Origin of the sequence: Marinisporobacter balticus, from assembly GCF_004345705.1 — a bacterium.
Lineage (GTDB): Bacteria > Bacillota > Clostridia > Peptostreptococcales > Thermotaleaceae > Marinisporobacter > Marinisporobacter balticus.
In genome coordinates this window covers 87,138-107,907 of sequence record NZ_SLWV01000005.1, presented here as the reverse complement: position 1 = coordinate 107,907, position 20,770 = coordinate 87,138, and the positions used below count along the sequence as shown (strand labels likewise).

At 32.8% G+C, this 20,770-nt stretch carries 30 protein-coding genes; 28 read left to right on the top strand and 2 right to left on the bottom strand.

Annotation, left to right across the window (positions count from 1 at the left end; translation table 11 throughout):
* The first annotated feature begins 1 nt into the window (after position 1).
* The 15 genes from EV214_RS05870 to EV214_RS05810 all read left to right on the top strand — a co-directional run bounded on the left by EV214_RS05870 (position 2) and on the right by EV214_RS05810 (position 9,876).
* The gene (locus EV214_RS05870; RefSeq protein WP_132243678.1) at positions 2 to 970 is read left to right on the top strand and encodes an XkdQ/YqbQ family protein; all 969 of its coding nucleotides are present in this window, start codon (positions 2 to 4) and stop codon (positions 968 to 970) included.
* Positions 970 to 1,386, top strand: a complete 417-nt coding sequence (locus EV214_RS05865) for a DUF2577 domain-containing protein (protein WP_165916261.1) — start codon at positions 970 to 972, stop codon at positions 1,384 to 1,386. The genes EV214_RS05870 and EV214_RS05865 overlap by 1 nt, the downstream gene beginning before the upstream one ends.
* Positions 1,386 to 1,829, top strand: a complete 444-nt coding sequence (locus EV214_RS05860; protein ID WP_132243674.1) for a DUF2634 domain-containing protein — start codon at positions 1,386 to 1,388, stop codon at positions 1,827 to 1,829. Before EV214_RS05865 ends, EV214_RS05860 begins: the two co-directional genes overlap by 1 nt.
* Positions 1,829 to 2,929, top strand: a complete 1,101-nt coding sequence (locus EV214_RS05855) for a baseplate J/gp47 family protein (protein ID WP_243116573.1) — start codon at positions 1,829 to 1,831, stop codon at positions 2,927 to 2,929. The genes EV214_RS05860 and EV214_RS05855 overlap by 1 nt, the downstream gene beginning before the upstream one ends.
* Positions 2,914 to 3,459 (top strand): putative phage tail protein, encoded by a 546-nt coding sequence (locus EV214_RS05850; RefSeq protein WP_132243670.1) that lies wholly within the window; start codon positions 2,914 to 2,916, stop codon positions 3,457 to 3,459. Before EV214_RS05855 ends, EV214_RS05850 begins: the two co-directional genes overlap by 16 nt.
* 11 nt (positions 3,460 to 3,470) lie before the next feature.
* A complete protein-coding gene (locus EV214_RS05845; RefSeq protein ID WP_132243668.1) occupies positions 3,471 to 5,426 on the top strand; it encodes a hypothetical protein in 1,956 nt (651 codons plus the stop codon).
* Positions 5,427 to 5,440: 14 nt separating this feature from the next.
* Entirely contained in the window at positions 5,441 to 5,611 is a 171-nt protein-coding gene (locus EV214_RS18680) for a hypothetical protein (protein WP_165916260.1), read from the top strand.
* Between the two features lie 40 nt (positions 5,612 to 5,651).
* Positions 5,652 to 6,746, top strand: coding sequence for a baseplate J/gp47 family protein (locus tag EV214_RS05840; protein ID WP_132243666.1), 1,095 nt, complete (start codon positions 5,652 to 5,654; stop codon positions 6,744 to 6,746).
* The gene (locus tag EV214_RS05835) at positions 6,739 to 7,290 is read left to right on the top strand and encodes a putative phage tail protein (RefSeq protein ID WP_132243664.1); all 552 of its coding nucleotides are present in this window, start codon (positions 6,739 to 6,741) and stop codon (positions 7,288 to 7,290) included. Before EV214_RS05840 ends, EV214_RS05835 begins: the two co-directional genes overlap by 8 nt.
* On the top strand, positions 7,291 to 8,337 hold the full coding sequence (locus tag EV214_RS05830) for a hypothetical protein (protein WP_132243663.1): 1,047 nt from the start codon (positions 7,291 to 7,293) through the stop codon (positions 8,335 to 8,337).
* Positions 8,337 to 8,651 carry a hypothetical protein gene (locus EV214_RS05825; protein ID WP_132243661.1) on the top strand — a complete coding sequence of 105 codons (315 nt, stop codon included), beginning with the start codon at positions 8,337 to 8,339 and terminating at the stop codon, positions 8,649 to 8,651. Before EV214_RS05830 ends, EV214_RS05825 begins: the two co-directional genes overlap by 1 nt.
* A complete protein-coding gene (locus tag EV214_RS18675; RefSeq protein WP_165916259.1) occupies positions 8,651 to 8,794 on the top strand; it encodes a hypothetical protein in 144 nt (47 codons plus the stop codon). Before EV214_RS05825 ends, EV214_RS18675 begins: the two co-directional genes overlap by 1 nt.
* Entirely contained in the window at positions 8,791 to 8,970 is a 180-nt protein-coding gene (locus EV214_RS05820; RefSeq protein WP_132243659.1) for a hypothetical protein, read from the top strand. The genes EV214_RS18675 and EV214_RS05820 overlap by 4 nt, the downstream gene beginning before the upstream one ends.
* A gap of 107 nt (positions 8,971 to 9,077) precedes the next feature.
* Entirely contained in the window at positions 9,078 to 9,488 is a 411-nt protein-coding gene (locus EV214_RS05815) for a phage holin family protein (RefSeq protein ID WP_132243657.1), read from the top strand.
* Position 9,489: 1 nt separating this feature from the next.
* A complete protein-coding gene (locus EV214_RS05810; RefSeq protein ID WP_243116567.1) occupies positions 9,490 to 9,876 on the top strand; it encodes a YcbK family protein in 387 nt (128 codons plus the stop codon).
* Positions 9,877 to 9,911: 35 nt separating this feature from the next.
* Here EV214_RS05810 and EV214_RS05805 read toward each other — a convergent pair whose 3' ends face one another.
* Both EV214_RS05805 and EV214_RS05800 read right to left on the bottom strand, forming a co-directional pair.
* Positions 9,912 to 10,622 (bottom strand): lysophospholipid acyltransferase family protein, encoded by a 711-nt coding sequence (locus EV214_RS05805; protein WP_132243655.1) that lies wholly within the window; start codon positions 10,620 to 10,622, stop codon positions 9,912 to 9,914.
* 123 nt (positions 10,623 to 10,745) lie between these two features.
* Positions 10,746 to 10,979 (bottom strand): HPr family phosphocarrier protein, encoded by a 234-nt coding sequence (locus EV214_RS05800; RefSeq protein WP_132243653.1) that lies wholly within the window; start codon positions 10,977 to 10,979, stop codon positions 10,746 to 10,748.
* A gap of 226 nt (positions 10,980 to 11,205) precedes the next feature.
* Between EV214_RS05800 and EV214_RS05795 the strand changes: the two genes are divergently transcribed.
* From EV214_RS05795 to EV214_RS05740, 13 genes are all read left to right on the top strand, one after another.
* Complete coding sequence (locus EV214_RS05795; RefSeq protein WP_132243651.1) at positions 11,206 to 12,159, top strand: calcium/sodium antiporter; 954 nt, start codon at positions 11,206 to 11,208, stop codon at positions 12,157 to 12,159.
* 700 nt (positions 12,160 to 12,859) lie between these two features.
* Positions 12,860 to 13,996 (top strand): DUF5711 family protein, encoded by a 1,137-nt coding sequence (locus EV214_RS18670; protein ID WP_165916258.1) that lies wholly within the window; start codon positions 12,860 to 12,862, stop codon positions 13,994 to 13,996.
* 23 nt (positions 13,997 to 14,019) lie between these two features.
* Positions 14,020 to 14,718: a CvpA family protein gene (locus EV214_RS05790; protein WP_132243649.1), complete on the top strand. Its 699-nt coding sequence runs from the start codon at positions 14,020 to 14,022 to the stop codon at positions 14,716 to 14,718.
* Between the two features lie 128 nt (positions 14,719 to 14,846).
* Positions 14,847 to 15,434 (top strand): sulfurtransferase-like selenium metabolism protein YedF, encoded by a 588-nt coding sequence (gene yedF, locus EV214_RS05785; RefSeq protein WP_132243647.1) that lies wholly within the window; start codon positions 14,847 to 14,849, stop codon positions 15,432 to 15,434.
* Positions 15,435 to 15,446: 12 nt separating this feature from the next.
* Positions 15,447 to 15,707 (top strand): DUF3343 domain-containing protein, encoded by a 261-nt coding sequence (locus EV214_RS05780; protein ID WP_132243645.1) that lies wholly within the window; start codon positions 15,447 to 15,449, stop codon positions 15,705 to 15,707.
* Positions 15,708 to 15,757: 50 nt separating this feature from the next.
* A complete protein-coding gene (locus EV214_RS05775) occupies positions 15,758 to 16,609 on the top strand; it encodes a mechanosensitive ion channel family protein (protein ID WP_243116572.1) in 852 nt (283 codons plus the stop codon).
* 72 nt (positions 16,610 to 16,681) lie between these two features.
* Positions 16,682 to 16,876, top strand: coding sequence for a DUF951 domain-containing protein (locus EV214_RS05770; protein ID WP_132243643.1), 195 nt, complete (start codon positions 16,682 to 16,684; stop codon positions 16,874 to 16,876).
* 123 nt (positions 16,877 to 16,999) lie between these two features.
* Complete coding sequence (locus tag EV214_RS05765) at positions 17,000 to 18,187, top strand: aminotransferase-like domain-containing protein (protein WP_132243641.1); 1,188 nt, start codon at positions 17,000 to 17,002, stop codon at positions 18,185 to 18,187.
* Positions 18,188 to 18,319: 132 nt separating this feature from the next.
* A complete protein-coding gene (gene rpsF / locus EV214_RS05760; RefSeq protein WP_132243639.1) occupies positions 18,320 to 18,607 on the top strand; it encodes a 30S ribosomal protein S6 in 288 nt (95 codons plus the stop codon).
* Positions 18,608 to 18,627: 20 nt separating this feature from the next.
* Positions 18,628 to 19,029: a single-stranded DNA-binding protein gene (locus EV214_RS05755; protein ID WP_132243637.1), complete on the top strand. Its 402-nt coding sequence runs from the start codon at positions 18,628 to 18,630 to the stop codon at positions 19,027 to 19,029.
* Between the two features lie 20 nt (positions 19,030 to 19,049).
* Positions 19,050 to 19,277 (top strand): 30S ribosomal protein S18, encoded by a 228-nt coding sequence (gene rpsR / locus EV214_RS05750; protein ID WP_132243635.1) that lies wholly within the window; start codon positions 19,050 to 19,052, stop codon positions 19,275 to 19,277.
* Positions 19,278 to 19,471: 194 nt separating this feature from the next.
* Entirely contained in the window at positions 19,472 to 19,798 is a 327-nt protein-coding gene (locus EV214_RS05745) for a MazG-like family protein (RefSeq protein WP_132243633.1), read from the top strand.
* An 18-nt stretch (positions 19,799 to 19,816) separates the two neighbouring features.
* Positions 19,817 to 20,761, top strand: coding sequence for a DUF2232 domain-containing protein (locus EV214_RS05740; protein ID WP_243116571.1), 945 nt, complete (start codon positions 19,817 to 19,819; stop codon positions 20,759 to 20,761).
* The last annotated feature ends 9 nt before the right edge of the window (positions 20,762 to 20,770 follow it).

Below are 20,770 nucleotides of genomic sequence, written 5' to 3'. Positions count from 1 at the left end.
TATGTATCAAGTTTTAAACATTTCAAATAACATACAAATAGACATTACACCTTTAGTAGGCAGTATCAATTGGAGAAGCAATATCAATGAGTTAGGGCAGCAGCTAACCTTTGATATTGCTTTTAATGATGACAGATATTTTCCAGTAAACCCAGTGGACTTGGGAAATCTCATCATATTAAAGAACGAAGAGGAAATCCTTCGTGCTATCGTTGTATCCGAACAAAGAAATGGAAGAGGAAGGATTGAATATAGCTGCTTTGACTATGCTTTTTATCTCAATAAAAGCAAAGCCGTTTATCAGTTTAACAAAGTGAGAGGGAAAAAAGCCATTGAGACCATACTTAATGATTTTAAAGTATCTATTGGAAACATTGTACCTATTCCGATTATTACAAACAAAATATATAATAACTGGGTTGTGAGTGACATTATAAAAAATATTTTAGGCATGGATAAAGATATTACAAAAACCCAATACAGGATGGAAATGCGCCAAGGAAAGCTATATATAGAAAATCAAGAGGAGTTAATGATAAAAGGCACCTTTAGACTATCAGAAAATATACAGCCATATGATATTACCAGTGCCATTTCAAGTCCAAGCAGAAAACGATCCATAGAAGAGATGAAAAACAGCATACAAATTGTATCCGATGATCATGTGGTAGTGAATCTACCTAAAGATAAGTTGATTGAAAAATATGGATTATTACAGGAAGTAATTAGTGCAGAAAAAAAGGATATTGCTCAGGCAAAAAATATGGCAAAGAATAAGCTAGATGAACTAGCAAAAATATTTGAAGAAAATAGTATCGAAATGATTGGAAATGATCAGGTGCGAGCAGGAAGAACCATAGAAATCAAAGAACCTGTCACAGGAATGAATGGAAAATACCTTATAAAAGATGTAAACCATACTGTGAAAAATGGTATTCATAAAATGCAGCTAGGATTAGGGGTGATATGATGGATGGCATTAGTGAATTGGCAAAAATGTTTCGAGAAAGAGACAACAAAAACTATTTAGGACCACAAACAGGTATCGTAATCAGTCCACCACCAAATATTCAAGTAACCCTTGGAAAAAAGATTGTGCTAACAAAAGAACATTTAATCATTGCAGACCATGTATTAAAAGACTATCAAAGAGAATTAGAAATAAAGGGCAACATGCAAACCAGTGGAGAAGGTGGCTCAATTACCCTAAAGACTAGTTCAACACCTACAATCTATACGGTAGTGACTGGAAACGTTAGTGCCAATACGACCATTATTGGGTCTATGAAATACACAGACACACTAAAAACGGGCGATGAAGTCATATTAGTACCTGCTACGGATGAACAGACGTATTTTCTAATAGATAAGGCGGTGAGGCTATAATGTTTCCACAAGTAGCACAATTGCAAATAAAGACGAACAAAGATCAAGATTTGCCAAAGATGGGTAAATCTTTTTTATTTGACTTTGAAAAAGGAGAGTTTGTTATAAAAGATGGAAGATTGGTAGAGACAATAGGAAAAGATGCATTAAAGATATGGATTGAAAAAGTCCTGCGAACAGAAAAATACAGATACAAAGTCTATGAAAGAAAAGATAAAAATGAATATGGTGTTATCATAGAAGATCTTATTATAGGCAACAACTTTCCAAAGACATTTGTAGAAGCAGAATTAAGAAGAGAAATCACCCAAGCATTAACCAAACATCCCATGATTAGGTCTATTTCTCAATGGGAGATAAAAAGGAAACTTCCAGACATTACAATTTCCTTTAAAGTTAATTTGATAGATGGAGAGAGGCTTACGCAGGAGGTGATGTGGTGATGATAGAAGAGATCATGCAGAGGATGTTATCGAGCATAGATGATACCTATGATAAATCAGAAGGAAGCTTTTTTTATGATGCTACAAAACCCATTGCCATAGAATTATCAAAAGCTTATGGAGAACAAGAAAAGATACTAGATCAAGGCTTTGTAGAAACAGCTACAGGCATTTATTTAGACAAAAAAGTAGCAGAGCAGGGAATAGAACGAAAACCTCCTACAAAAGCAAGTACAACTGTTATCATAACAGGAGAAAAAGGAGCAATAATTCAAAAAGATATGGAAGTTGCAAGCGACACAGCTGTATTTCAAGTAAAAGAGGAGAATATGGTTGGAGATATTGGAGCTGTAGAGGTTTTGGTGGAATGTGAAAAATCAGGAACCATTGGCAATATAGGGATAGGGAAAATAAAATATTTTCCTGTAAGAGTACAAGGGCTTACCAGTGTGACCAATCCAAAAGCTGTAACCAATGGATATGATGGAGAAAGCGATGCATCATTAAGGCAACGGTACTATGACAAGGTCAGAAAACCTACCACATCAGGAAACAAGCATCACTATAGAAATTGGGCAAAGGGAGTTCCTGGTGTAGGAGATGCAAGAGTATTTCCAGCCAAAGGAAGTATCATCATAGGAGAGGAAGGAGTTCCAATAAAGGTTGGTAATGGAGTGGTAGAGGTAGTAATCATAGGGGAAGATATGCAGGCAGCAGATGAAAATCTAATCAATAAAGTACATGCATATATAGAGGAAAGAAGACCGATAGGTGCCACTGTAAATGTGATTTCAGCAAAAGAAATACCTATTGCTATAAAAGTTAATCTAAAGATTGATAAAGGAAACTACAAAGAAGATCAAGTACTAAAAAACATAGAAGAAAACATTAAAAAGTATTTAAAAGACACAGCTTATTTAGAAGGTTATGTGAGTTATGCAAAGATTGGAAATGCTGTTCTAAATGCAGAAGGTGTTTTAGATTATTTAAGCCTTGAAGTTTATGTAGAAGAAAACCTAAAGGAAGGAATCGTTGAAATTGGTGAAAAGCAAGTGGCAGTGTTAAAGGAACAAGGGGGTGTGATATGCATCAAAAACTAATGAAATATCTCCCTAGCTATTATAGAAAGAGTAAGGTTATGAAAAACCTTACACAGTCGCAAGAGGAAGAACTGCAAGAGCTCATCAAGAAGATTGGAGAGAAGATCAATCAGTTTTATATAGATACAGCTGATCACAGCCTTGAAAGATGGGAAAAGGATTTAGGTATCTCTATAAGCAATGAAAAGAATCTTGAATTTAGAAGAAGCGTTATCAAATCAAAGCTAAGAGGTATCGGAACAGTTACAGCAAATCTTCTAGAGAATGTTGCCCAAAGTTATGAAAAAGGGGATATTGAAGTAAAAGAAGATAACAAATACAAAAAATTTATCATCAGATTTATTGATACCCTAGGAGCACCCCCAAACCTTGAAGATTTAAAAAACGCCATTGAAGAAATAAAACCAGCACATCTCATTGTAGATTATCAATTTAAGTATCTGATCATCAATGAAGTACAAAAATTAACAATTGGTGAAATACAACAAAGACCATTAACAGACTTTTCACCATTTGTTCCAATCATTTAGGAGGTGACAAAATGTCAAATAATACACAAAATCTAAAGTTATATAAAGCCGATCCTAAAACAGATGGCAATGAATATTTTGATATAGAAAAAATGTTGAATAAAAATTGGGATACAATCGATCAAGCAGTAGAAGAAGATAGGAGTAGAATAACAAAAATAGAGGAAGATATTCACATACCAGATTATAAAATAGTTGGACCTACAACTAAGTCGATTATTGATGTTGGTGGGAACTGCGTTAAAGGGCAAGTTAGTCCGAAGATAGATGGGGTTACTAGAACAAATTTAGTACCAAATTTTGATAGTGGAAAGTGGAATTTACATGCAAACGTAACAGTAAATAGTCCTACTAAAGTTACATTAAATGCTACTGCAATCGGTCAAGTTTCAAAATTAATAAACATACCTGTTAAGCCTAATCAGAAATACACAATAAGCGTGAAAAACTCATTAACTGCAAATGCGAGGGTAAGAGTATATGAAAATGGAGTAAGCAATTTTGCTTTATATGATGGTGAATTGTACCGAACATTTACAACAGGCAGTACAACGCAATATATTGAAATTTGGTTGGATAATGTTGCAACAGGTACTTTTGTTTTTGAAGAAATACTTTTAGAAGAAACCGACACAGTCAAACCGTTCATTATCGGCACTAAATCTACAGTTTGCTCGTTTAGGAATATGTCACATGGTAAGAACTTAGCAAATGAATCTGGAATAAAAGTTACCTCAACATATGAACCAGTTACATGGAATGGTGAAAAACTTATATTTGACAATAGAGACAATACTGGATCTAGAGCAAGAGGATATATGCCAGTTTATCTTCAAAATGGAAAACAATATATAGTAAAAAAATATAATGAGTTGATAATAACTGGATCAGCAATTTTAATGAGTATAGCTGTGCTTCGTGAAGGTGTAACAGAGAAACAAATATATGATAATGTTGCTTTTAATTGGGATAAACCTACAGGGTTATACGGACTTGATATGTTTAGTAATTACGGTAGTTTGCAACAAATAGAAGTCAATGTAGTATTTAATGAAGGTAATACGGCAATAGATTATGAGAAATATACGGAATCCAACCAATACATTCAAAAAATCAATCCATCTACAGGCGAAATCGAAACAATGAACGCTATATATGACAGTAACGGTCAAGTAGTCGCTAAAGATGAAGTTATCGAGGAAAAATTGTATAAGAGGACAGGAAAAATTATTTTAAATAGTAATCAAAATTGGGCTTCTGCTTCTAGTATAAATACTAATTCATTCGCACTACAAACGACTTTACAAAATGTAGATTTTAGTAAAAATATTGTAAATATAAATGGCACTCAATTTATCAGAAAAGGTATCGTAAATTCAGACATTCCTTATACATTTGATTTCCTTTCAAGTGGATATATATGGATTCGTGTTCCAATTACAACTGGAATTTTATCTGATGCAATTACATGGCTTAATAATAATTCACCAGTCCTAATTTATCAGTTAGCGCAGCCCCAAATATACCAAAACGGTGAAGAAGGTTTTTCTATTACCGGTAGCCTTGAAAATTATGGAGAAGGAACCACTATTATTATGGAACCTTATTTAAGGAAGTCTTATTTTGCTACAGAAACTAGTATCATACTAGATTATCCAATAGAATTTATAGACAAATTACAAAAGCTAGATGATGGTGTATGGAAAGATGTAGAAGGGGTATTGTCTAGTAATGGAAAAATGATTACAGGACTTGAAGCAGGAAGATATATTGTAGAGGGTGTCATTCGATCAGCTTATCATGCTGGGCAAGAAATAGTTTTATCAGTGCCAATGGATGTTGCAGGAGAAGTTGAAAGTATTGGAAAATTATCCAATCAAAATGCAGATATACTAAAGGACTATATGCTTCAAACAGATGCACATTTATTCAACATGGAAATGCGTTTATTGATACTAGAAAAATAAAAGGGAGTGATTTTATGTATCTTTACAAATTAGCAAAAAGAATTATTGAGATGAAAAATCCACATGTAGATTTGAATGAATTAGCCATCTTTGTCATGGGATTATTTACAGAAGAGAAACTTTCAAAACAGCAGTACGATGAATTGATGAATATGATCAAACCAGAAGTGTCGCCTGTAGCATAGGTGTTATTTTTATTTATTTTTTACTTGGAGGTGAAACGCAATGATAGAGAATAGAGAAACCATACAAAATCGAATGTTAAATAGTGTATCAGAGCTTTATGACAAATCACAAGGTTCTTTTTTTTATGATGCATTAAAACCTGTTGCAATAGAAATAGAGAATATGGAAAAATCAATAGAAACAGTAACAAAAAAATTAATGATGAAAAATCTAAAAGATTTAGAGCTAGAACAAAGAATCCATGAAAGAACAGGGATTAAAAGAAAACCTGCAACAAAAGCAGCAGGATATGTGACCATCACAGGAACAAAAGGAGCCAAAGTAAATGAGAATGACTTGATTGCAAGTGATACCGTAAATTTTATCATCAAAGAAAATAAAACCATTGATGATACTGGGCATGTAGATGTTTTGGTAGTGTGTGAAAGCTATGGTGTCATAGGTAATGTGCCAGCAGGATCAATTCAATATTTTCCTGTTACGCTTGCAGGATTAAAAAGTGCTACAAATAAAGAAGCTTTTAAAAGTGGATATGATGCTGAAATGGATGAAGAACTTTTACAAAGGTATTATGAAAGGATACAGACTCCTGCAACATCAGGAAACAAGTATCATTATCGAAATTGGGCAAAGGAAGTAACTGGGGTGGGAGACGTGAAAGTTATTTCTCTACCAGAGGATAAGCCCAATACAGTAAAGGTGATTATTATTGATTCCAATAAAAAACCAGCAAATCCTAATTTGGTGGAAAAAGTGCAAAACTATATTGACCCCAAAATTGATTCAGAAGAGAAAGTTATATGGGGGTGTGGAGAAGGAAAAGCACCTATTGGGGCATTTTGTACTGTTGTGAGTGCAAATCCTGTAATATTAGATATTTCTTTTACACTAGAAGAAAAAGACCCTTCTGTACCAAATGATATCATGAAAAAGGATATAGAAGATAATATTACTGCTTATTTGAGACAAATTGCATTTAGAGAAAATAAGGTAAGCTATAACAAAATCACAAGTATTATTTTGGATTCAAAAGGAATTGTTGATTTTTCTGAGTTCACCATTAATGGACAGAAGAAAAATATCCCTATAGGCAATGCAGATGTGCCTGTGCTAGGAGGGGTGAACATTGATTAGCCAAAGAATGCTGAAAGCTTTACCTTTTTATGAACAAAAATCAAAAATATTTCAAAGTTTGTTGGATATACAAGGACAGGAGCTAGATGAAAAAGCATTAACGATAGAAGATTTAAAAAAACAATTATCAATAGATACTGCTATATGGGCACTTAGTATATATGAGCAGGAATTAGGGATTATAACGGATCTTTATCGAAGTTATGAAGACCGAAGAAGTACCATTAAGTCTAAGTGGAGAGGTACAGGAAAGGTAGACCGCGATTTAATCAAGTTGGTATCAGATGCATATACAAATGGAGATGTGAAAGTGACTTTTGATGGAAAAATCAATATTGAGTTTATCAGTATCTATGGCACACCACCTAATATAGCTGATTTACAGAATGCATTAGAAGACATCAAGCCAGCACATTTGGGAATTGCATATATTTTTAATTATCTTATTTGGAATGAGTTTGATCGTTATAACAAAACTTGGGATCAGTGGGATGGATTAAATCTTATTTGGGATGAATTTGAAATACACAAGGAGGGATTATAAATGCCAAGTAAAAACAAAACAGAGTATCTAGGACTTAACCAGTGGCAGGGAAATGAATATCCAAAGAGACAGGATTTTGTGGAGGATAATGAAAAGATTGATGGTGTAATAAAGTGTTTAGCTGAAGGAACTGTTTTAAATGAAAATTTAGAAACAGGGAATAAAGCATATGTGGGAGCGATTAATGAAGTAAATAGAAAAGTTGTGTCACATTTGGCTGAAACTGTGAAAAAAGCAGGAGATGTGATGAGTGGTAATTTAGATGTACCAAGTTTAACTGTGAATAACTGGACAATAGAAAAAAGTATTAATTTCAATTTTACCGACCAGGCTAATCAGCAGGAAGTTGAAATAGAATTTAGTGGTATATTTACTGGAAGGTTAGAAATTACACTATCAAGTGGATGGAACGCAAACATTGCTGTTGGGGCTATTGTTAAGAGGTTTGATATTTCAGTAGGTAACGGAACAATATTCGCACAAAAAAGTAAATATGCAAGTTTATCATCTCATACTAGATCGTTATTTAATATATCAGATATATATGTAAAAGATACAGGAAAATGGGCTTGTAGGATTGTCAAGGCTGCAAATTCTTTGAATTCTGTGTCTATAAATCTAAAAGCATATAGTAACTCGGGCACTTCAATAGCAACAATAAAGAACAGTGGCACGGCAAATTTAGTTGCAGCTACATCAAACTTTAGTCCAGCAGTAGATTTAAATGCAGTAGTGGAATATGGTAGTAATTCGAATGGTGAATATATCAGGTATGATAATGGTCTTCAGATATGTCATTCTTCTAGGGTAGCTAACTTTGAAATAACAGACCTTCAATCTTTTCCTTATCCCGCAACATTTATTGGTGGAGGAGTGAAAGGATCACATTCTTTTGAAAGTCCTATAACAGCGGGACAATATGAACAATATGGAAATTCTGCGCTGATTACAACAGGGACACATTGGCAAATAAAATTTGATAGAACAATAACAATGGGATCAAACGTTAGAAGTGTGTTCTTAACGGCGATAGGAAGGTGGAAGTGATGAGAATTCTGTATAGTCCACAAAGAAATGAGGAAATTTTGGAATATTCTTTTAAAGGTGAAAATGTAACGGTGGTTCATAAAATACCGATTAAAGAAGTAGAAGGTGAAATGACTTATAAAGAACAGTCGGATACCTTTAATTTTATAAATGTAGGTGATGGTATACTGCAAGATATTGAAACAATCCTACCAATTAACCCTATATTAAGTGCAGAAAGAAAAAATGGAGTTTTGAATGTAATATTGCTTAATTATATAGGAGAGGATGCAATATACGAAGAAAGATTTCCAACTTGGCAGGAGGTGTCGTAATGGCAAAAATAACATGGAAATCGAAACAACAAATTGAAGATGAAAAAACATTGGAAAGCATCAAACCTACAGAGGAAGAAATAAAAAAAGCAGAAATTGAAATACAGATATTAAATCTTTTAGGGGAGGTTGGATTAATATGACATTAGTACAACAAAGATTGGTAAATGCTTATGCAATATTATTATTAGCAAATAGAATGCAATTAGAGAATATTCCAACTACAGAAGTGGCTTTACAAGATGGTACAAAGTCTACTATTAGGCAAGAAGCAGAAGTAAGAAAAGCAGAAATTGAAATAGAAAGATTAACGCAATAGGAAAATATCACGACACAAATAATATTCAACCTACCATGAACTATTAACGGTGTTATTTTTTATTCAAAACCACACGAAATCTATAAAAACAAAAAAGGAAGATGCCAATGGATCTAAAAATTAGTTTAAACATGCTCATTGCAGGCTTAGGTACTGCAATGAGTGTATTGATTGGAGAGTGGAATAGTATTATAAATATCTTAGTAATATTGATTGTAACAGACTATGTAACAGGATTGATGAAAGGATTTAAAAATAAAGAAGTATCTAGTGAAATAGGACACAAGGGGCTGCTAAAGAAGGCGGCTATTTTTATTGTCATTATATTGGCGCATCAGATGGATTTGGTAGCGGCAGGGGGAAATCATGGTTTTAGAACAATGACGATTTATTTTTATATAGCCAATGAAGGGATATCTATTGCAGAGAATCTTGCTGTTTTGGGAGTGCCTTTACCTGGATTTATTGTGAAGGTGTTAAAGAAAATGAAGGAAGAGAATAATGAAATGGAGGGATGATATGTTTAAGATTGTGACGGATATAAATGTATCAAAAAATTTTAAACTCTCTGAGTTTGTTTGTAAGGAAGGAAAAAATGAGGCGTTATATGATTGTAGGCTGATAATGATGCTTCAAGAAATGAGAGAGAAGATCGGTAGACCCATTATTATAAACTCTGGATACCGTTCACCTGCATATAATAAGAAAATCAATGGTTCTCCAAAGAGTCAGCATATATTGGGAAAAGCTGCTGATATTCGAATCGTTGGATTTTCACCTGAGGAGATTGCAAAGCTTGCAGTGAAGATGGGATTTACGGGAATAGGTATTTATGATACTTTCACGCATGTTGATGTAAGAGACAATCCACACCCAAGAGGATATGCTTATTGGGACATGAGATAGGCTAGGGGTTATCCCCTAGCCGTTTTTTTGTTATGCTATAAATGGCTTTTAATTACTTCATATACTTGATCACTAAGATGACTTTCCGCTTCTTTTGTAAGATTTTCTGTATAAATAGGTGCAGAGATCGTAATCTTCACTTCTGCTGGTTTGATAAATTTTCCGTTAGCTTCCATGATCTTATAAGAACCATCAATGGTTACAGGAACGATCGGAACTTTTGCTTTTGTAGCAAGTCTTAGACTGCCTTTTTTAAATTCACCCATTTGAGAGCCTTTGCTTCTTGTCCCTTCAGGGAAAACAACCATAGAATAACCACTCTTCAAAGTTTGTATTCCTTCATTGATAGCTCTTAAAGACTGTCTAGGATCTTCTCTGTCTATGAAGATACATTTTACTTTTTGCATCCACTTTCCAAACACAGGAATTTTAGAAAGCTCTATTTTTGCAATGAAGGCTTTTGGCTTATCAATAAAGCCAAGCAATATTGGAATATCCAAATTTCCTTGATGATTGCTTACAAACAAAATAGGTCCTTGTGGTATATTTTCGAGTCCTGATATGGATACTTTTGAACCTGTTGTATTGACAATACGTTTACCCCAATCAGATCCAGTCCTATGGATTAAATCATTTATTTCTTTTGTTTTTCCTTCTCTTTCTAACTTTTCAACTTTCCATAAAGTAGGCAATAGAAATAGTTGATCTACTAAAAAATAAATGATCATATATATTGTTCTAAACATGTAAAAATCACGTCCTTTCCTATTCTTATCATACCATAGAATAGAAGTTTTTAGATAAGTGAATTTAAATGATTAGAGGAATAAGAAATCCTCTTTAGCTTATGGTTAAGGAGGATTTCTTTATTATCCCAGATGGGATCCCTGCATTAAGAAGGTTAAAACAAGTTTTTGTTCTTCTGGCACTTCCACTTCTACAATGATATCGTCAGGGTTTTCTTGTAAAATATACATTGCACCAATAATAGATTTTGCATTCACTTTAATTTCTCCAGATTTTAAATAAACCTTTCCGGTTAAAGTGGAAACAAAGGCTACAAATTTATTCACATCTTGAATTTTAGAAAATTTTGCTCTCATCTAAAACACTCCTTCGGTTTTTATCGTTTTCTTAATATATCATAAAGAAAGCGTAAGTGACAAGAAATAAAAGACGTTTTAGGATTTATGATTCCTTAAGAAATATTTTTATAATGAATGGTAAAACTAATCTATAGCAGAATTAAATATTAACGTTGTACAACAAAGGAAGCAATAAGACAATGCGTGATGTAGAAAATTTTATATTACTTTGTGGGAGGAAAATATGACATATTTTATTTTGATTTTAAGCTTTGTGTTGCTTATCAAAGGGGCAGATTATTTTGTTGAAGGGGCATCTAATATTGCACAGATACTTAGGATTTCACCAATGCTTGTGGGACTCACCATTGTAGCATTTGGGACAAGCTCTCCAGAAGCCGCTGTAAGCATTCGCGCAGCAATGAAAGGAAGTAATGGCATTTCTTTGGGCAATGTCATCGGAAGCAATCTATTTAATATTTCTCTGATTATAGGCATTACGGCAATCATTCGTCCTTTGAGGGTTGAAGAAGAGACGGTAAGGAAGGAAATACCATTTACTTTATTATCGAGTATTTTATTATTTATCTTGATGATGGATGTGCGTTTGCAATCTATAGACTATAATGTATTGTCACGAGCAGATGGGCTGGTATTATTATCTTTTTTTATGATATTTTTATATTATATTTTTGAAGTTGCTCGAAATAGTAGGGAAAAAAAAGAGGACGCACAAGAGCCTGTAGTAATAAATACACGTAAAAATATTTTTTATACCGTAGTAGGGTTGGTAGGAATTATCCTAGGTGGAGAGCTTGTAGTAAGAAGCAGTAAAATGATTGCTTATGATTTTGGCATGAGCGAAACGTTAGTAGGACTAACGATTGTAGCTGTAGGAACGTCTCTTCCGGAGATGATCACTTGTGTTACTGCAGCGGTAAAGAAACATACGGACATTGCTGTAGGAAATATTATTGGCAGCAATATATTTAATATTTTATTTGTATTAGGAACCTCTGCTGTGATCGCTCCTATACAGGTAGAGGAAAAAATTTTTGCAGATGTATTATTTATGATCGGTTATACAACCATTTTATTTATATTTTCTAAAACACATCATAAGATCAATCGAATAGAAGGGTCAGGGTTGCTTTTGTCGTATATTTTTTATGTCATGTATATTGTAATGAGAAAATAATTGAAATAACGAGCAAGATTAGTGAACTTGTTTTTGATTATTCCTAGAGAAAATATAAACAGAAAAAAAGTAAGGAATTCCTTACTTTTTTAATATAGATGATGCTTATTTTTATTTGATTTTTCCATTTGATTGATGGTAGATACATATCTTATAATTAGAACAGCCACAGTCATGGTTATTAATCTTAATAACATCTATATCATCTTCTTTCATAATAAATTTTATTGTTAAATAATTAACTTTATACAATTATAATAACATACATTTAGAATAAAATAAATAGCTTTCTTAAAAAACATTTATTTTAGGAAAACGAATTCTTCAACATATATAGTGTTAATCCATAAAACATGTATGTTTGTTGACAAACTAAATAATATCAATAAATTTACAATAATGAATAATATTACTGTTAAATTTTTGACGTAATATAGCGAAAGTGCTTATCATGATTGGCGGTTACTTTTTTTAGTTCGTTCATTAGAAAAATGATTGATTCTATATACCCGGATAAAAAATAGTGTATTAATAATGAATAGATTTATGTGTAGAGATCAATGAAAAATGGAGGATTTCTATAAGTTTACGAGAATATAAGATAACATATTGTAATTTTAGAGATAAGAAAAAAATATTTTCAATATCAAGGGAGATGCGTGAATTTATTTTTGTGGATTTCTTAGCAGGAGGAGGATACATGACTAGAAAAAGAAGGCAGATTCGCTTTAAGATTATGGTGCTTATACTTATATTCATGCTGATATTAGGCGGAGTTAAGCTTATAAAAACAGCAAAGAGTCTTTTAGGATATGGCGCGTTGGACTTTCAAACAATTGTTACTATAGATTATGAGAACGAAAAAAACTTGATTGTCCTTCCGTTTAAAGAGGATATGATTATTTATAATGAAAATAAGTTGAAGCGCGTTACGCTAGCAGGAGAAGAAAAATGGAAGAAAGAAAAAGTGGCAAAAGATCCGATAATGAGAACTGGTGGAAATTTAATTTTTTTGGCCAATAAAGAAACAGGACAAATTACCGCTTATGATGATGGGGGCAATATCGTATGGGAAGTTGATTTAAAAAAATCAATAGGGGATTTTGTGTGTAATAAAGAAGGGATTATTGCACTATATTATGAAAATGAAGAGAATAGTGAAATACATATATTCAATATGGAAGGAAAAGAAGCAGGAAAGATTCGTGTAGATCAAGGAACGATTATAGATATAAATATTTCAGATGAGGAAGGGAACGTTGCTATATCTGTTATGGGCATAGAAAAGAATAAAATTGAAACAAATGTTGCACTCTATGCGAAGGAAGGAAAACTTTTAGGAGGGAATACCTATACGAACCAAATCATTAGTAACGTATTTTTTAGTGATAACAATCAGATAATGTGCGTTGGGGATAAAAAATTAATGGTTTTCAGTAAAGAAGATGCATTACTAGGGAGTATAGATATTCCTGGTGATGTGAACAGAGTAGCTTGGAACCAGCAGGGGTTTATTGCTATGCACTTGATTGACAATAGAAGAACGATTATTGATACAAAAAACAGAAATTATATATGGATTGTAGAGATGGAGGGTAAAGAAGAAAGCAAGATTCCTATTCAAGGAGAAGTTTTAGGGATGGATAGTAAAGGGGAGAATGTTGTTGCATTTACAGATCGTACATTGTATTTTATTTTCAAAAAAGGGAAACAGCTTATGGAAAAGAAAATCCACAATGATATTCAATCTGTATATATGTTTTCTGATAACAAATTAATATTGGTTTTGAAAAATAAAATAGAGATCATGCAGGTGAAGAATAAAAGTAAAGATTAAAAAATAGTAATAGGGGTGTTGTCATGAGTTGGCTTGATGTTTTGATTATTGTTATATTTACTATAAATATGATTAAAGGATGGAAAAATGGATTGATTTTGTCTTTCTTCTATATGGGGAGCTTTATTATAGCGGGTATTGTAGCAAAAATATATTATCCATTGGTTTCAAAATATATTATGGTGCATTCAACAATTTTTATAAAAGTACAAGCATATATAGGAAAAAGATTTCAAACAGCTACAAATGATCATGTTGTAGCAGAAGGCATTGTAGAAAATAATATTTTTGAAGTTTTAAAGTTTCCAAAGAGTATAGAAAATTTATTGATGAAGAGTGATACAATGCATGTGTATAGCGAGCGTGCGATGGAGGGCGTTCACAGTTACTTATCCGATGTTTTAGCAAGAATGTTTATAGATTTTATAAGTATACTCATTCTGTTTTTTGCAGTAAAAATACTGTTGTTTATTATAGGACATCTACTTGATGGGATTGCTTCTCTTCCTGTATTGAAGCAGTTTAATCGTTTAGGTGGTGTTGTTTTTGGGCTTGTAAAGGGATTATTGATTGTATTTATTTTTCTTGCAATCATAACACCATTTATAACAATGATGGATGCATCTATTTTTGTAGAAGGATTAGAAAAATCTATCATTGCCAATGTTTTATATGATCATAACCCGATCATTGGATTGATTCAGATTGCTATAAAAGGATAGATATTTCTTATAAAAATTAGACGACCTATAGAAAAATTCTATAGGATTTAAACAGGAGATATAGATTATAATAAAATTATGATTACCTTTAGTAGTATAGGGAATAAATATATGGAGGGGATAAAAGAATGAATAAACAAGTAGATGCAAGAGGTTTAAGCTGTCCAAAACCAGTTATTGAAACAAAGAAAGTTCTAGATCAATTAACTGAGGGAAGTATTACAACCATTGTAGATAATGAAGTAGCAATGCAAAATGTAATAAAGCTTGCAAAAAGTTTACATTTTGATGTAGTGATAAAAGAAGTAGAAAAAGATTTTTATGTTCAAATGTCTAAAGGGGAAGCTGGGGAAGAAATTCTTTGTGAAATAGATCAAGAAAGAGATTTGGCTATTTTATTTGGCAGTGATACTTTAGGAGAAGGTTCTGAAGAATTAGGGAAAATATTAATGAAAGGGTATGTGTATACACTAACAGAATATACACCTTATCCAAAGACTTTGTTATTTATGAATAGTGGAGTAAAATTAACGACAGAAGGATCCGAAGTCCTTGGATATCTGAAGCAGTTAGAAAGTGAAGGGGTAGAGGTTCTAGTTTGTGGAACTTGTCTAGACTATTTTCATCTAAAAGATAAACGAGCAGTAGGAAGTGTATCAAATATGTATGCGATTGTTGATGCGTTTCACGGTTCAAAAAATAGAGTAACCCTATAGAGGAGAATGTGCATGTTAGAACAAGAATTTTACGTCATATCTTTTGAATCTACCCATCATGCGATTCAAACAGAGACGCGTCTAAAAAAAGATTTTACCATAGAAACAATTCCTACACCACGAGAAATTAGTGCAAGTTGTGGGCTTTCTATAAAATTTTCATTAGAAAAATTTTCAGAGGTTATGAAAGCTTTAGGGTCAGACCAAGAAAAGGTTAGTTTATTTAAAATTAAAAAAATAGGAAAAAATAAGATGGTGACACCTATTTCTTAGAGATGAAAACAATAGTATTTATGAAAGGGGAATGTTCGTCATTGGATTTTATGCATAAAGTAAAAGAGGTTTTTAAAAACTATACAAATCCTGAAAAATTGAGTATCTATACAGGGAACTTCATAAAAATCATTTTAATATTATTTGTTATGAGCATTGCCATCCGCTTTTCTACTATGGTAATAAATAAATTTTTTGATAATAGAGCAAAGTTTAAGCTTGTAGGAGAAGAAAAAAGATTTGATACCATCAAAGGGATTATAAACAGTATTATGAAATATACCATTTATTTCGTGGGATGTACATCAATACTTGCTATATTTGGCATCAGTATTTCTTCTCTCATTGCTGCTGCTGGAATCGGAGGATTGGCAATTGGTTTTGGTGCACAAAATCTAGTACGTGATGTTATTACAGGATTTTTTATTTTACTAGAAGATCAATTTCAAATTGGAGATCATGTAGCCATTGGAGATCAATCCGGGATTGTTGAAGATATGACCCTGAGGATTACCATGATTCGAGATTTCAATGGAGATCTACATATTATTCCAAATGGATCGATTAATAAAGTAACCAATAAATGCAAAGGGGCTATGCGCGCATTGGTAGATGTAGGGATTGCTTATGAAGAAAATATAGACAATGCAATAAAGGTTTTAAGTGAATTATGTGAAGAAATTGCAAAAGAAAATGAGAAAATTAAAGAAGGACCTACTGTTTTAGGGGTGACAAATTTAGGAGAATCTGATATTGTTATATCAATAGTAGCAAAGACAGTACCAATGCAGCAGTGGGCAGTAGAAAGAGAACTTAGAAAGCGGATTAAAGAAAGATTTGATGAGAAGGGAATAGAAATCCCTTATCCAAGAAGAGTTCTTATTCAGAAACAAAAAAGTTAAGAAATCATATAACAATTGCCCGAAACCTTTGTTTCGGGCAATTGTGTAGAAAAAAAGGAAGGGTGAAGTCTTATGCCTATGGATTTGAGAGTTGGAGATGTTGTACAAGTGAAAAAAAATCATCCTTGTGGGAGTAATCAATTTGAAATTATGAGGACCGGGATAGATTTTCGCATAAGATGTTTAGGCTGTGATAAGCAAGTATGGATTCCTAGAGTGAAATTTGAAAAGAGAATAAAGAAAATAATTGAAAGAAAAGAAGAATAAAGCGTAGAATAACTTTTAGCAGGAAAGATAAATTCCAAAAACTGTGAAAATGACAACAAATTTTATGATATAATAAACGGAATCAAGGTGTTTTTAAATATTATAATTTTGGAGGTGTTTTATATGGCGATTAAGTATGCAAAACGTATGGAAAAAATGGGTGCTTCTGAAATACGTGAACTCCTAAAATTAACAGCACGACCAGAAATAATATCTTTTGCAGGAGGACTTCCAGCTCCTGAATTATTTCCTGTTGAAGCAATGAAAGAGGTTTCAAAAAAAGTATTAGAAGAAGGTGGACAAAAGGCACTTCAATATAGTACAACAGAAGGTTTTTTACCATTAAGAGAGAAAATCGTTGAAAGAATGAAAAAGTTTGATATAAATGCACAACCAGATGATATTCTTATGCTTAGTGGTTCACAACAAGGATTAGATTTTGCAGGTAGAATCTTTTTAAACCCAGGAGATGTAGTGGTTTGTGAAAGTCCTAGTTATTTAGGAGCCATTAATGCATTTAAAGCTTACGAATGTAATTTTGTAGAAGTAGATACAGATGATCATGGTATGGTTATGGAAGATTTAGAAAGAAAATTAGCAGAAACACCGGAAGCAAAGATGATTTATGTGATACCAGATTTTCAAAATCCCACGGGAAAAACATGGTCTGTGCAGCGTCGTAAAGAACTAGTAGAAATTGCAAATAAATATGATCTGCCAATTGTTGAAGATAATCCTTATGGAGAATTAAGATTTGAAGGAGAAATACCACCATCTGTCAAAGCTTTTGATACAGAAGACCGTGTTATATTCTTAGGAACATTCTCCAAAACATTTGCTCCAGGAATGAGACTAGGATGGGTATATGCGCCACATGAAATTCTTGAAAGGTTCATTTTTGTAAAACAAGCAGCAGATTTACAAACAAGCACGATTTCTCAGATGGAAATCAATAAATTTATGGAAATGTATGATTTTGATGCCCATGTAGAAAAGATTAAAGAAGTATATGGTAAACGTCGTGATTTAATGATCAATACAATGAAGGAAAATTTCCCAGAAGAAATAACATTTACATATCCAGAAGGCGGATTATTTACTTGGGTACAATTGCCTGAAGCATTAAATGCAAAGGAAATGATGGTTAAAGCTTTAGAAAAGCAAGTTGCATACGTACCAGGAGGTTCATTTTTCCCAAATGGTGGGCGTGAAAATGCTTTTAGATTAAATTATTCAAATATGCCAGATGAAAAAATTGTAGAGGGTATTAAAAGACTTGCAGAAGTAATAAAAGAGGAACTTGGAAAATAAAAAGCCGTTTTTCGGCTTTTTTGTTTTATCCTTGCATATTTTTAGAATAACTGATATAATACCATGATGTGAGATTGTACTCTCTGTCCTGTTTATTCAGGACCGAATCAGTCCGTAGGGAGGTGGAAAATAATGAGAAAATATGAAGTAATGTTCATATTAAAGTCAAACCTTGAAGAAGAAAAAAGAAATGCAGTAATCGAGAAATTCAAAGGAATCATCGAAGCTGATGGTGAGATTGAAAAGGTTGATCTATGGGGTAACAGAAAGTTAGCTTATGAAATCAATAAAATCAATGATGGTTACTACGTTGTAATAAACTTCAAGGCAAGCATTGATGTACCAAAAGAGTTAGACAGAAATTTCAGAATTTCTGATGACGTAATGAGACATCTAATCGTTAATCTTGAAGAAAAGTAAATTTATAAGGTGGGATTTTGATGAATCAGGTAATATTAATCGGAAGACTAACGAGAGATCCGGAACTTCGTTTTGCAGCAGGAAGCGGAAAAGCAGTTGCCACCTTTAGTATAGCAGTAGATCGAGGATTTGGTCCAGAGAAACAGACGGATTTTTTTAGAATAGTTGTATGGAATAAACCAGCTGAAAACTGCGCTAACTTCTTAACAAAGGGAAGTCTTGTTGCGGTACAAGGAAGTATTCGAAATAATAACTATGAAAAAGATGGCGTAAAACATTATAATACAGAAATCGTAGCATTTACGGTACAATTTCTAGATACGAAACAGAGTAGAAATGATCAAGGTGGGGGATTTAATCCATCTCCAGTAGACACAGATGGGTTCCAAGCCATTGATGACGATGACGATATTCCATTCTAAAAAAAAGGAGGGGAATGAAAATGAAACCAAAAAGACGTGGACGCAAGAAAAAAGTGTGTACTTTCTGTGCGGATAAATCTAAAAAAATAGATTACAAAGATATTAGAACGCTTGGCAAATATGTTACTGAAAGAGGTAAAATACTTCCAAGAAGAATTTCAGGTACGTGTGCAACACATCAAAGAGCATTGACAACAGCGATCAAGAGATCAAGAATTGTTGCATTATTACCATATACAGCGGAATAATAAAAAGAGGAGTGAGCAATCACTTCTCTTTTTTGCTTATCAGGAATTTTGAGCAACGGAAATTTCAAAGAGGCTTCTTTGAAATTTCGTTGGCGAAATGAGCATATGCGATAGCATAATGCGAATTTTATAATTGCAGTATATACAATACAAGTTAATCTGCTATAATATATATAAAGGGGGATGAGATAGAGATGACTCCAGGGGATCATAATATAGATATAACTAGAAATATTAAAACCATTGAATGGTTAAAAAGTGAGTTACTGATGACCATTGCATCACTATATGAATCTTTACTAAGAGGGGTGAATGGATCTCAAGATGTTTTGGTAGATGTACTTGCAAATATTATTTTAGTGACATATGTTCTTGGAAAAAGATTAGGGATTCCATTTTCGAGGATCGATATGAAGATAGATGATAAAATTAAATTAGGGATTTTGGAGAAACATAAGATAGAGGATTGGCATGGAGATTTATCAGAGTTAAAGCAATATTTAGATGGAAATAGGAAATAGGAGTGATATTACTTGGATATGCAGGAAAAAAAACGAGCAATAGTTGAAGCCGTATTGGTGGTCGTTTTAATGAGTATTTTTACAATCGTTGGTGTATATATACCTGTGCTAACATTGTTTATACTTTTTATCCCTACTTCTTTTATCATATTGGGAAAACGGTATGGAACAGGTTTTGCTATTTTATCTGTTGTTGCTTGGGGAGTGATCACAGGAGGCGTTTTAGGGATTTATTCAATGTTTTTTGTAGGTGTATTTGGAATGACTGCTATTGTGATCGTTTATATGATGAACAAAGGATATTCGGCACAAAAAGTGTTAGGAGCAGGCACACTGACATCTTTGATAAGCATTCTTTTAGCCATCGGGTCGGCGTCAAAAACGTTTGGCGTAGATGTGATTGAACAAATGAGTGAAACATTTGCACAATCTATGAATATGCAAATAAAGATGTATGAAACAATAGGAATAGAACCATATAAACTAGAACTATTAAAGAAAACAATAGTGTCTGGTGTGGAGTTAGTGATCATGTCTATTCCAGCAGAAATTATTATTGTTTCAACATTTTTTGCTTATATGAATTATAGGTTTGCCATGGGTATATTAAAGAAAATAGACAAAAAAATAGAACCATTACCGCCTTTAAGACGGTTGCGGTTACCAAAGAATATCATTATGGGAACGATTTTAATTATGATTCTTACTACAGTTACCCAATATTTTGGATTTGCAAATTATCAAAGCCTTGTATTAAATATATTTTTAATCGTTCAATTAGTCTATTTCTTACAAGGGTTTGCTGTGATTAGCCATTTTCTTTATGTTTTTCGGATGAACACACTACTTAGAATACTTATTTATACATTGTTCGTATTTAATGGCAGTGGGATGTTTATTATGGCGGTAATAGGATTTATCGATGCAATGATTAATTTGAGAAAATTGAAAACGGAGAACTAATTTTTTAGG

What these genes read in the sequence shown, in the direction of transcription:
- EV214_RS05870 (WP_132243678.1), top strand. Translation starts at nt 2, where the DNA reads ATGTATCAAGTTTTAAACATTTCAAATAACATACAAATAGACATTACA.
- EV214_RS05865 (WP_165916261.1), top strand. Translation starts at nt 970, where the DNA reads ATGGATGGCATTAGTGAATTGGCAAAAATGTTTCGAGAAAGAGACAAC.
- EV214_RS05860 (WP_132243674.1), top strand. Translation starts at nt 1,386, where the DNA reads ATGTTTCCACAAGTAGCACAATTGCAAATAAAGACGAACAAAGATCAA.
- EV214_RS05855 (WP_243116573.1), top strand. Translation starts at nt 1,829, where the DNA reads ATGATAGAAGAGATCATGCAGAGGATGTTATCGAGCATAGATGATACC.
- EV214_RS05850 (WP_132243670.1), top strand. Translation starts at nt 2,914, where the DNA reads ATGCATCAAAAACTAATGAAATATCTCCCTAGCTATTATAGAAAGAGT.
- EV214_RS05845 (WP_132243668.1), top strand. Translation starts at nt 3,471, where the DNA reads ATGTCAAATAATACACAAAATCTAAAGTTATATAAAGCCGATCCTAAA.
- EV214_RS18680 (WP_165916260.1), top strand. Translation starts at nt 5,441, where the DNA reads ATGTATCTTTACAAATTAGCAAAAAGAATTATTGAGATGAAAAATCCA.
- EV214_RS05840 (WP_132243666.1), top strand. Translation starts at nt 5,652, where the DNA reads ATGATAGAGAATAGAGAAACCATACAAAATCGAATGTTAAATAGTGTA.
- EV214_RS05830 (WP_132243663.1), top strand. Translation starts at nt 7,291, where the DNA reads ATGCCAAGTAAAAACAAAACAGAGTATCTAGGACTTAACCAGTGGCAG.
- EV214_RS05825 (WP_132243661.1), top strand. Translation starts at nt 8,337, where the DNA reads ATGAGAATTCTGTATAGTCCACAAAGAAATGAGGAAATTTTGGAATAT.
- EV214_RS18675 (WP_165916259.1), top strand. Translation starts at nt 8,651, where the DNA reads ATGGCAAAAATAACATGGAAATCGAAACAACAAATTGAAGATGAAAAA.
- EV214_RS05820 (WP_132243659.1), top strand. Translation starts at nt 8,791, where the DNA reads ATGACATTAGTACAACAAAGATTGGTAAATGCTTATGCAATATTATTA.
- EV214_RS05815 (WP_132243657.1), top strand. Translation starts at nt 9,078, where the DNA reads ATGGATCTAAAAATTAGTTTAAACATGCTCATTGCAGGCTTAGGTACT.
- EV214_RS05810 (WP_243116567.1), top strand. Translation starts at nt 9,490, where the DNA reads ATGTTTAAGATTGTGACGGATATAAATGTATCAAAAAATTTTAAACTC.
- EV214_RS05805 (WP_132243655.1), bottom strand. Translation starts at nt 10,622, where the DNA reads ATGTTTAGAACAATATATATGATCATTTATTTTTTAGTAGATCAACTA.
- EV214_RS05800 (WP_132243653.1), bottom strand. Translation starts at nt 10,979, where the DNA reads ATGAGAGCAAAATTTTCTAAAATTCAAGATGTGAATAAATTTGTAGCC.
- EV214_RS05795 (WP_132243651.1), top strand. Translation starts at nt 11,206, where the DNA reads ATGACATATTTTATTTTGATTTTAAGCTTTGTGTTGCTTATCAAAGGG.
- EV214_RS18670 (WP_165916258.1), top strand. Translation starts at nt 12,860, where the DNA reads ATGACTAGAAAAAGAAGGCAGATTCGCTTTAAGATTATGGTGCTTATA.
- EV214_RS05790 (WP_132243649.1), top strand. Translation starts at nt 14,020, where the DNA reads ATGAGTTGGCTTGATGTTTTGATTATTGTTATATTTACTATAAATATG.
- yedF (WP_132243647.1), top strand. Translation starts at nt 14,847, where the DNA reads ATGAATAAACAAGTAGATGCAAGAGGTTTAAGCTGTCCAAAACCAGTT.
- EV214_RS05780 (WP_132243645.1), top strand. Translation starts at nt 15,447, where the DNA reads ATGTTAGAACAAGAATTTTACGTCATATCTTTTGAATCTACCCATCAT.
- EV214_RS05775 (WP_243116572.1), top strand. Translation starts at nt 15,758, where the DNA reads ATGCATAAAGTAAAAGAGGTTTTTAAAAACTATACAAATCCTGAAAAA.
- EV214_RS05770 (WP_132243643.1), top strand. Translation starts at nt 16,682, where the DNA reads ATGCCTATGGATTTGAGAGTTGGAGATGTTGTACAAGTGAAAAAAAAT.
- EV214_RS05765 (WP_132243641.1), top strand. Translation starts at nt 17,000, where the DNA reads ATGGCGATTAAGTATGCAAAACGTATGGAAAAAATGGGTGCTTCTGAA.
- rpsF (WP_132243639.1), top strand. Translation starts at nt 18,320, where the DNA reads ATGAGAAAATATGAAGTAATGTTCATATTAAAGTCAAACCTTGAAGAA.
- EV214_RS05755 (WP_132243637.1), top strand. Translation starts at nt 18,628, where the DNA reads ATGAATCAGGTAATATTAATCGGAAGACTAACGAGAGATCCGGAACTT.
- rpsR (WP_132243635.1), top strand. Translation starts at nt 19,050, where the DNA reads ATGAAACCAAAAAGACGTGGACGCAAGAAAAAAGTGTGTACTTTCTGT.
- EV214_RS05745 (WP_132243633.1), top strand. Translation starts at nt 19,472, where the DNA reads ATGACTCCAGGGGATCATAATATAGATATAACTAGAAATATTAAAACC.
- EV214_RS05740 (WP_243116571.1), top strand. Translation starts at nt 19,817, where the DNA reads ATGCAGGAAAAAAAACGAGCAATAGTTGAAGCCGTATTGGTGGTCGTT.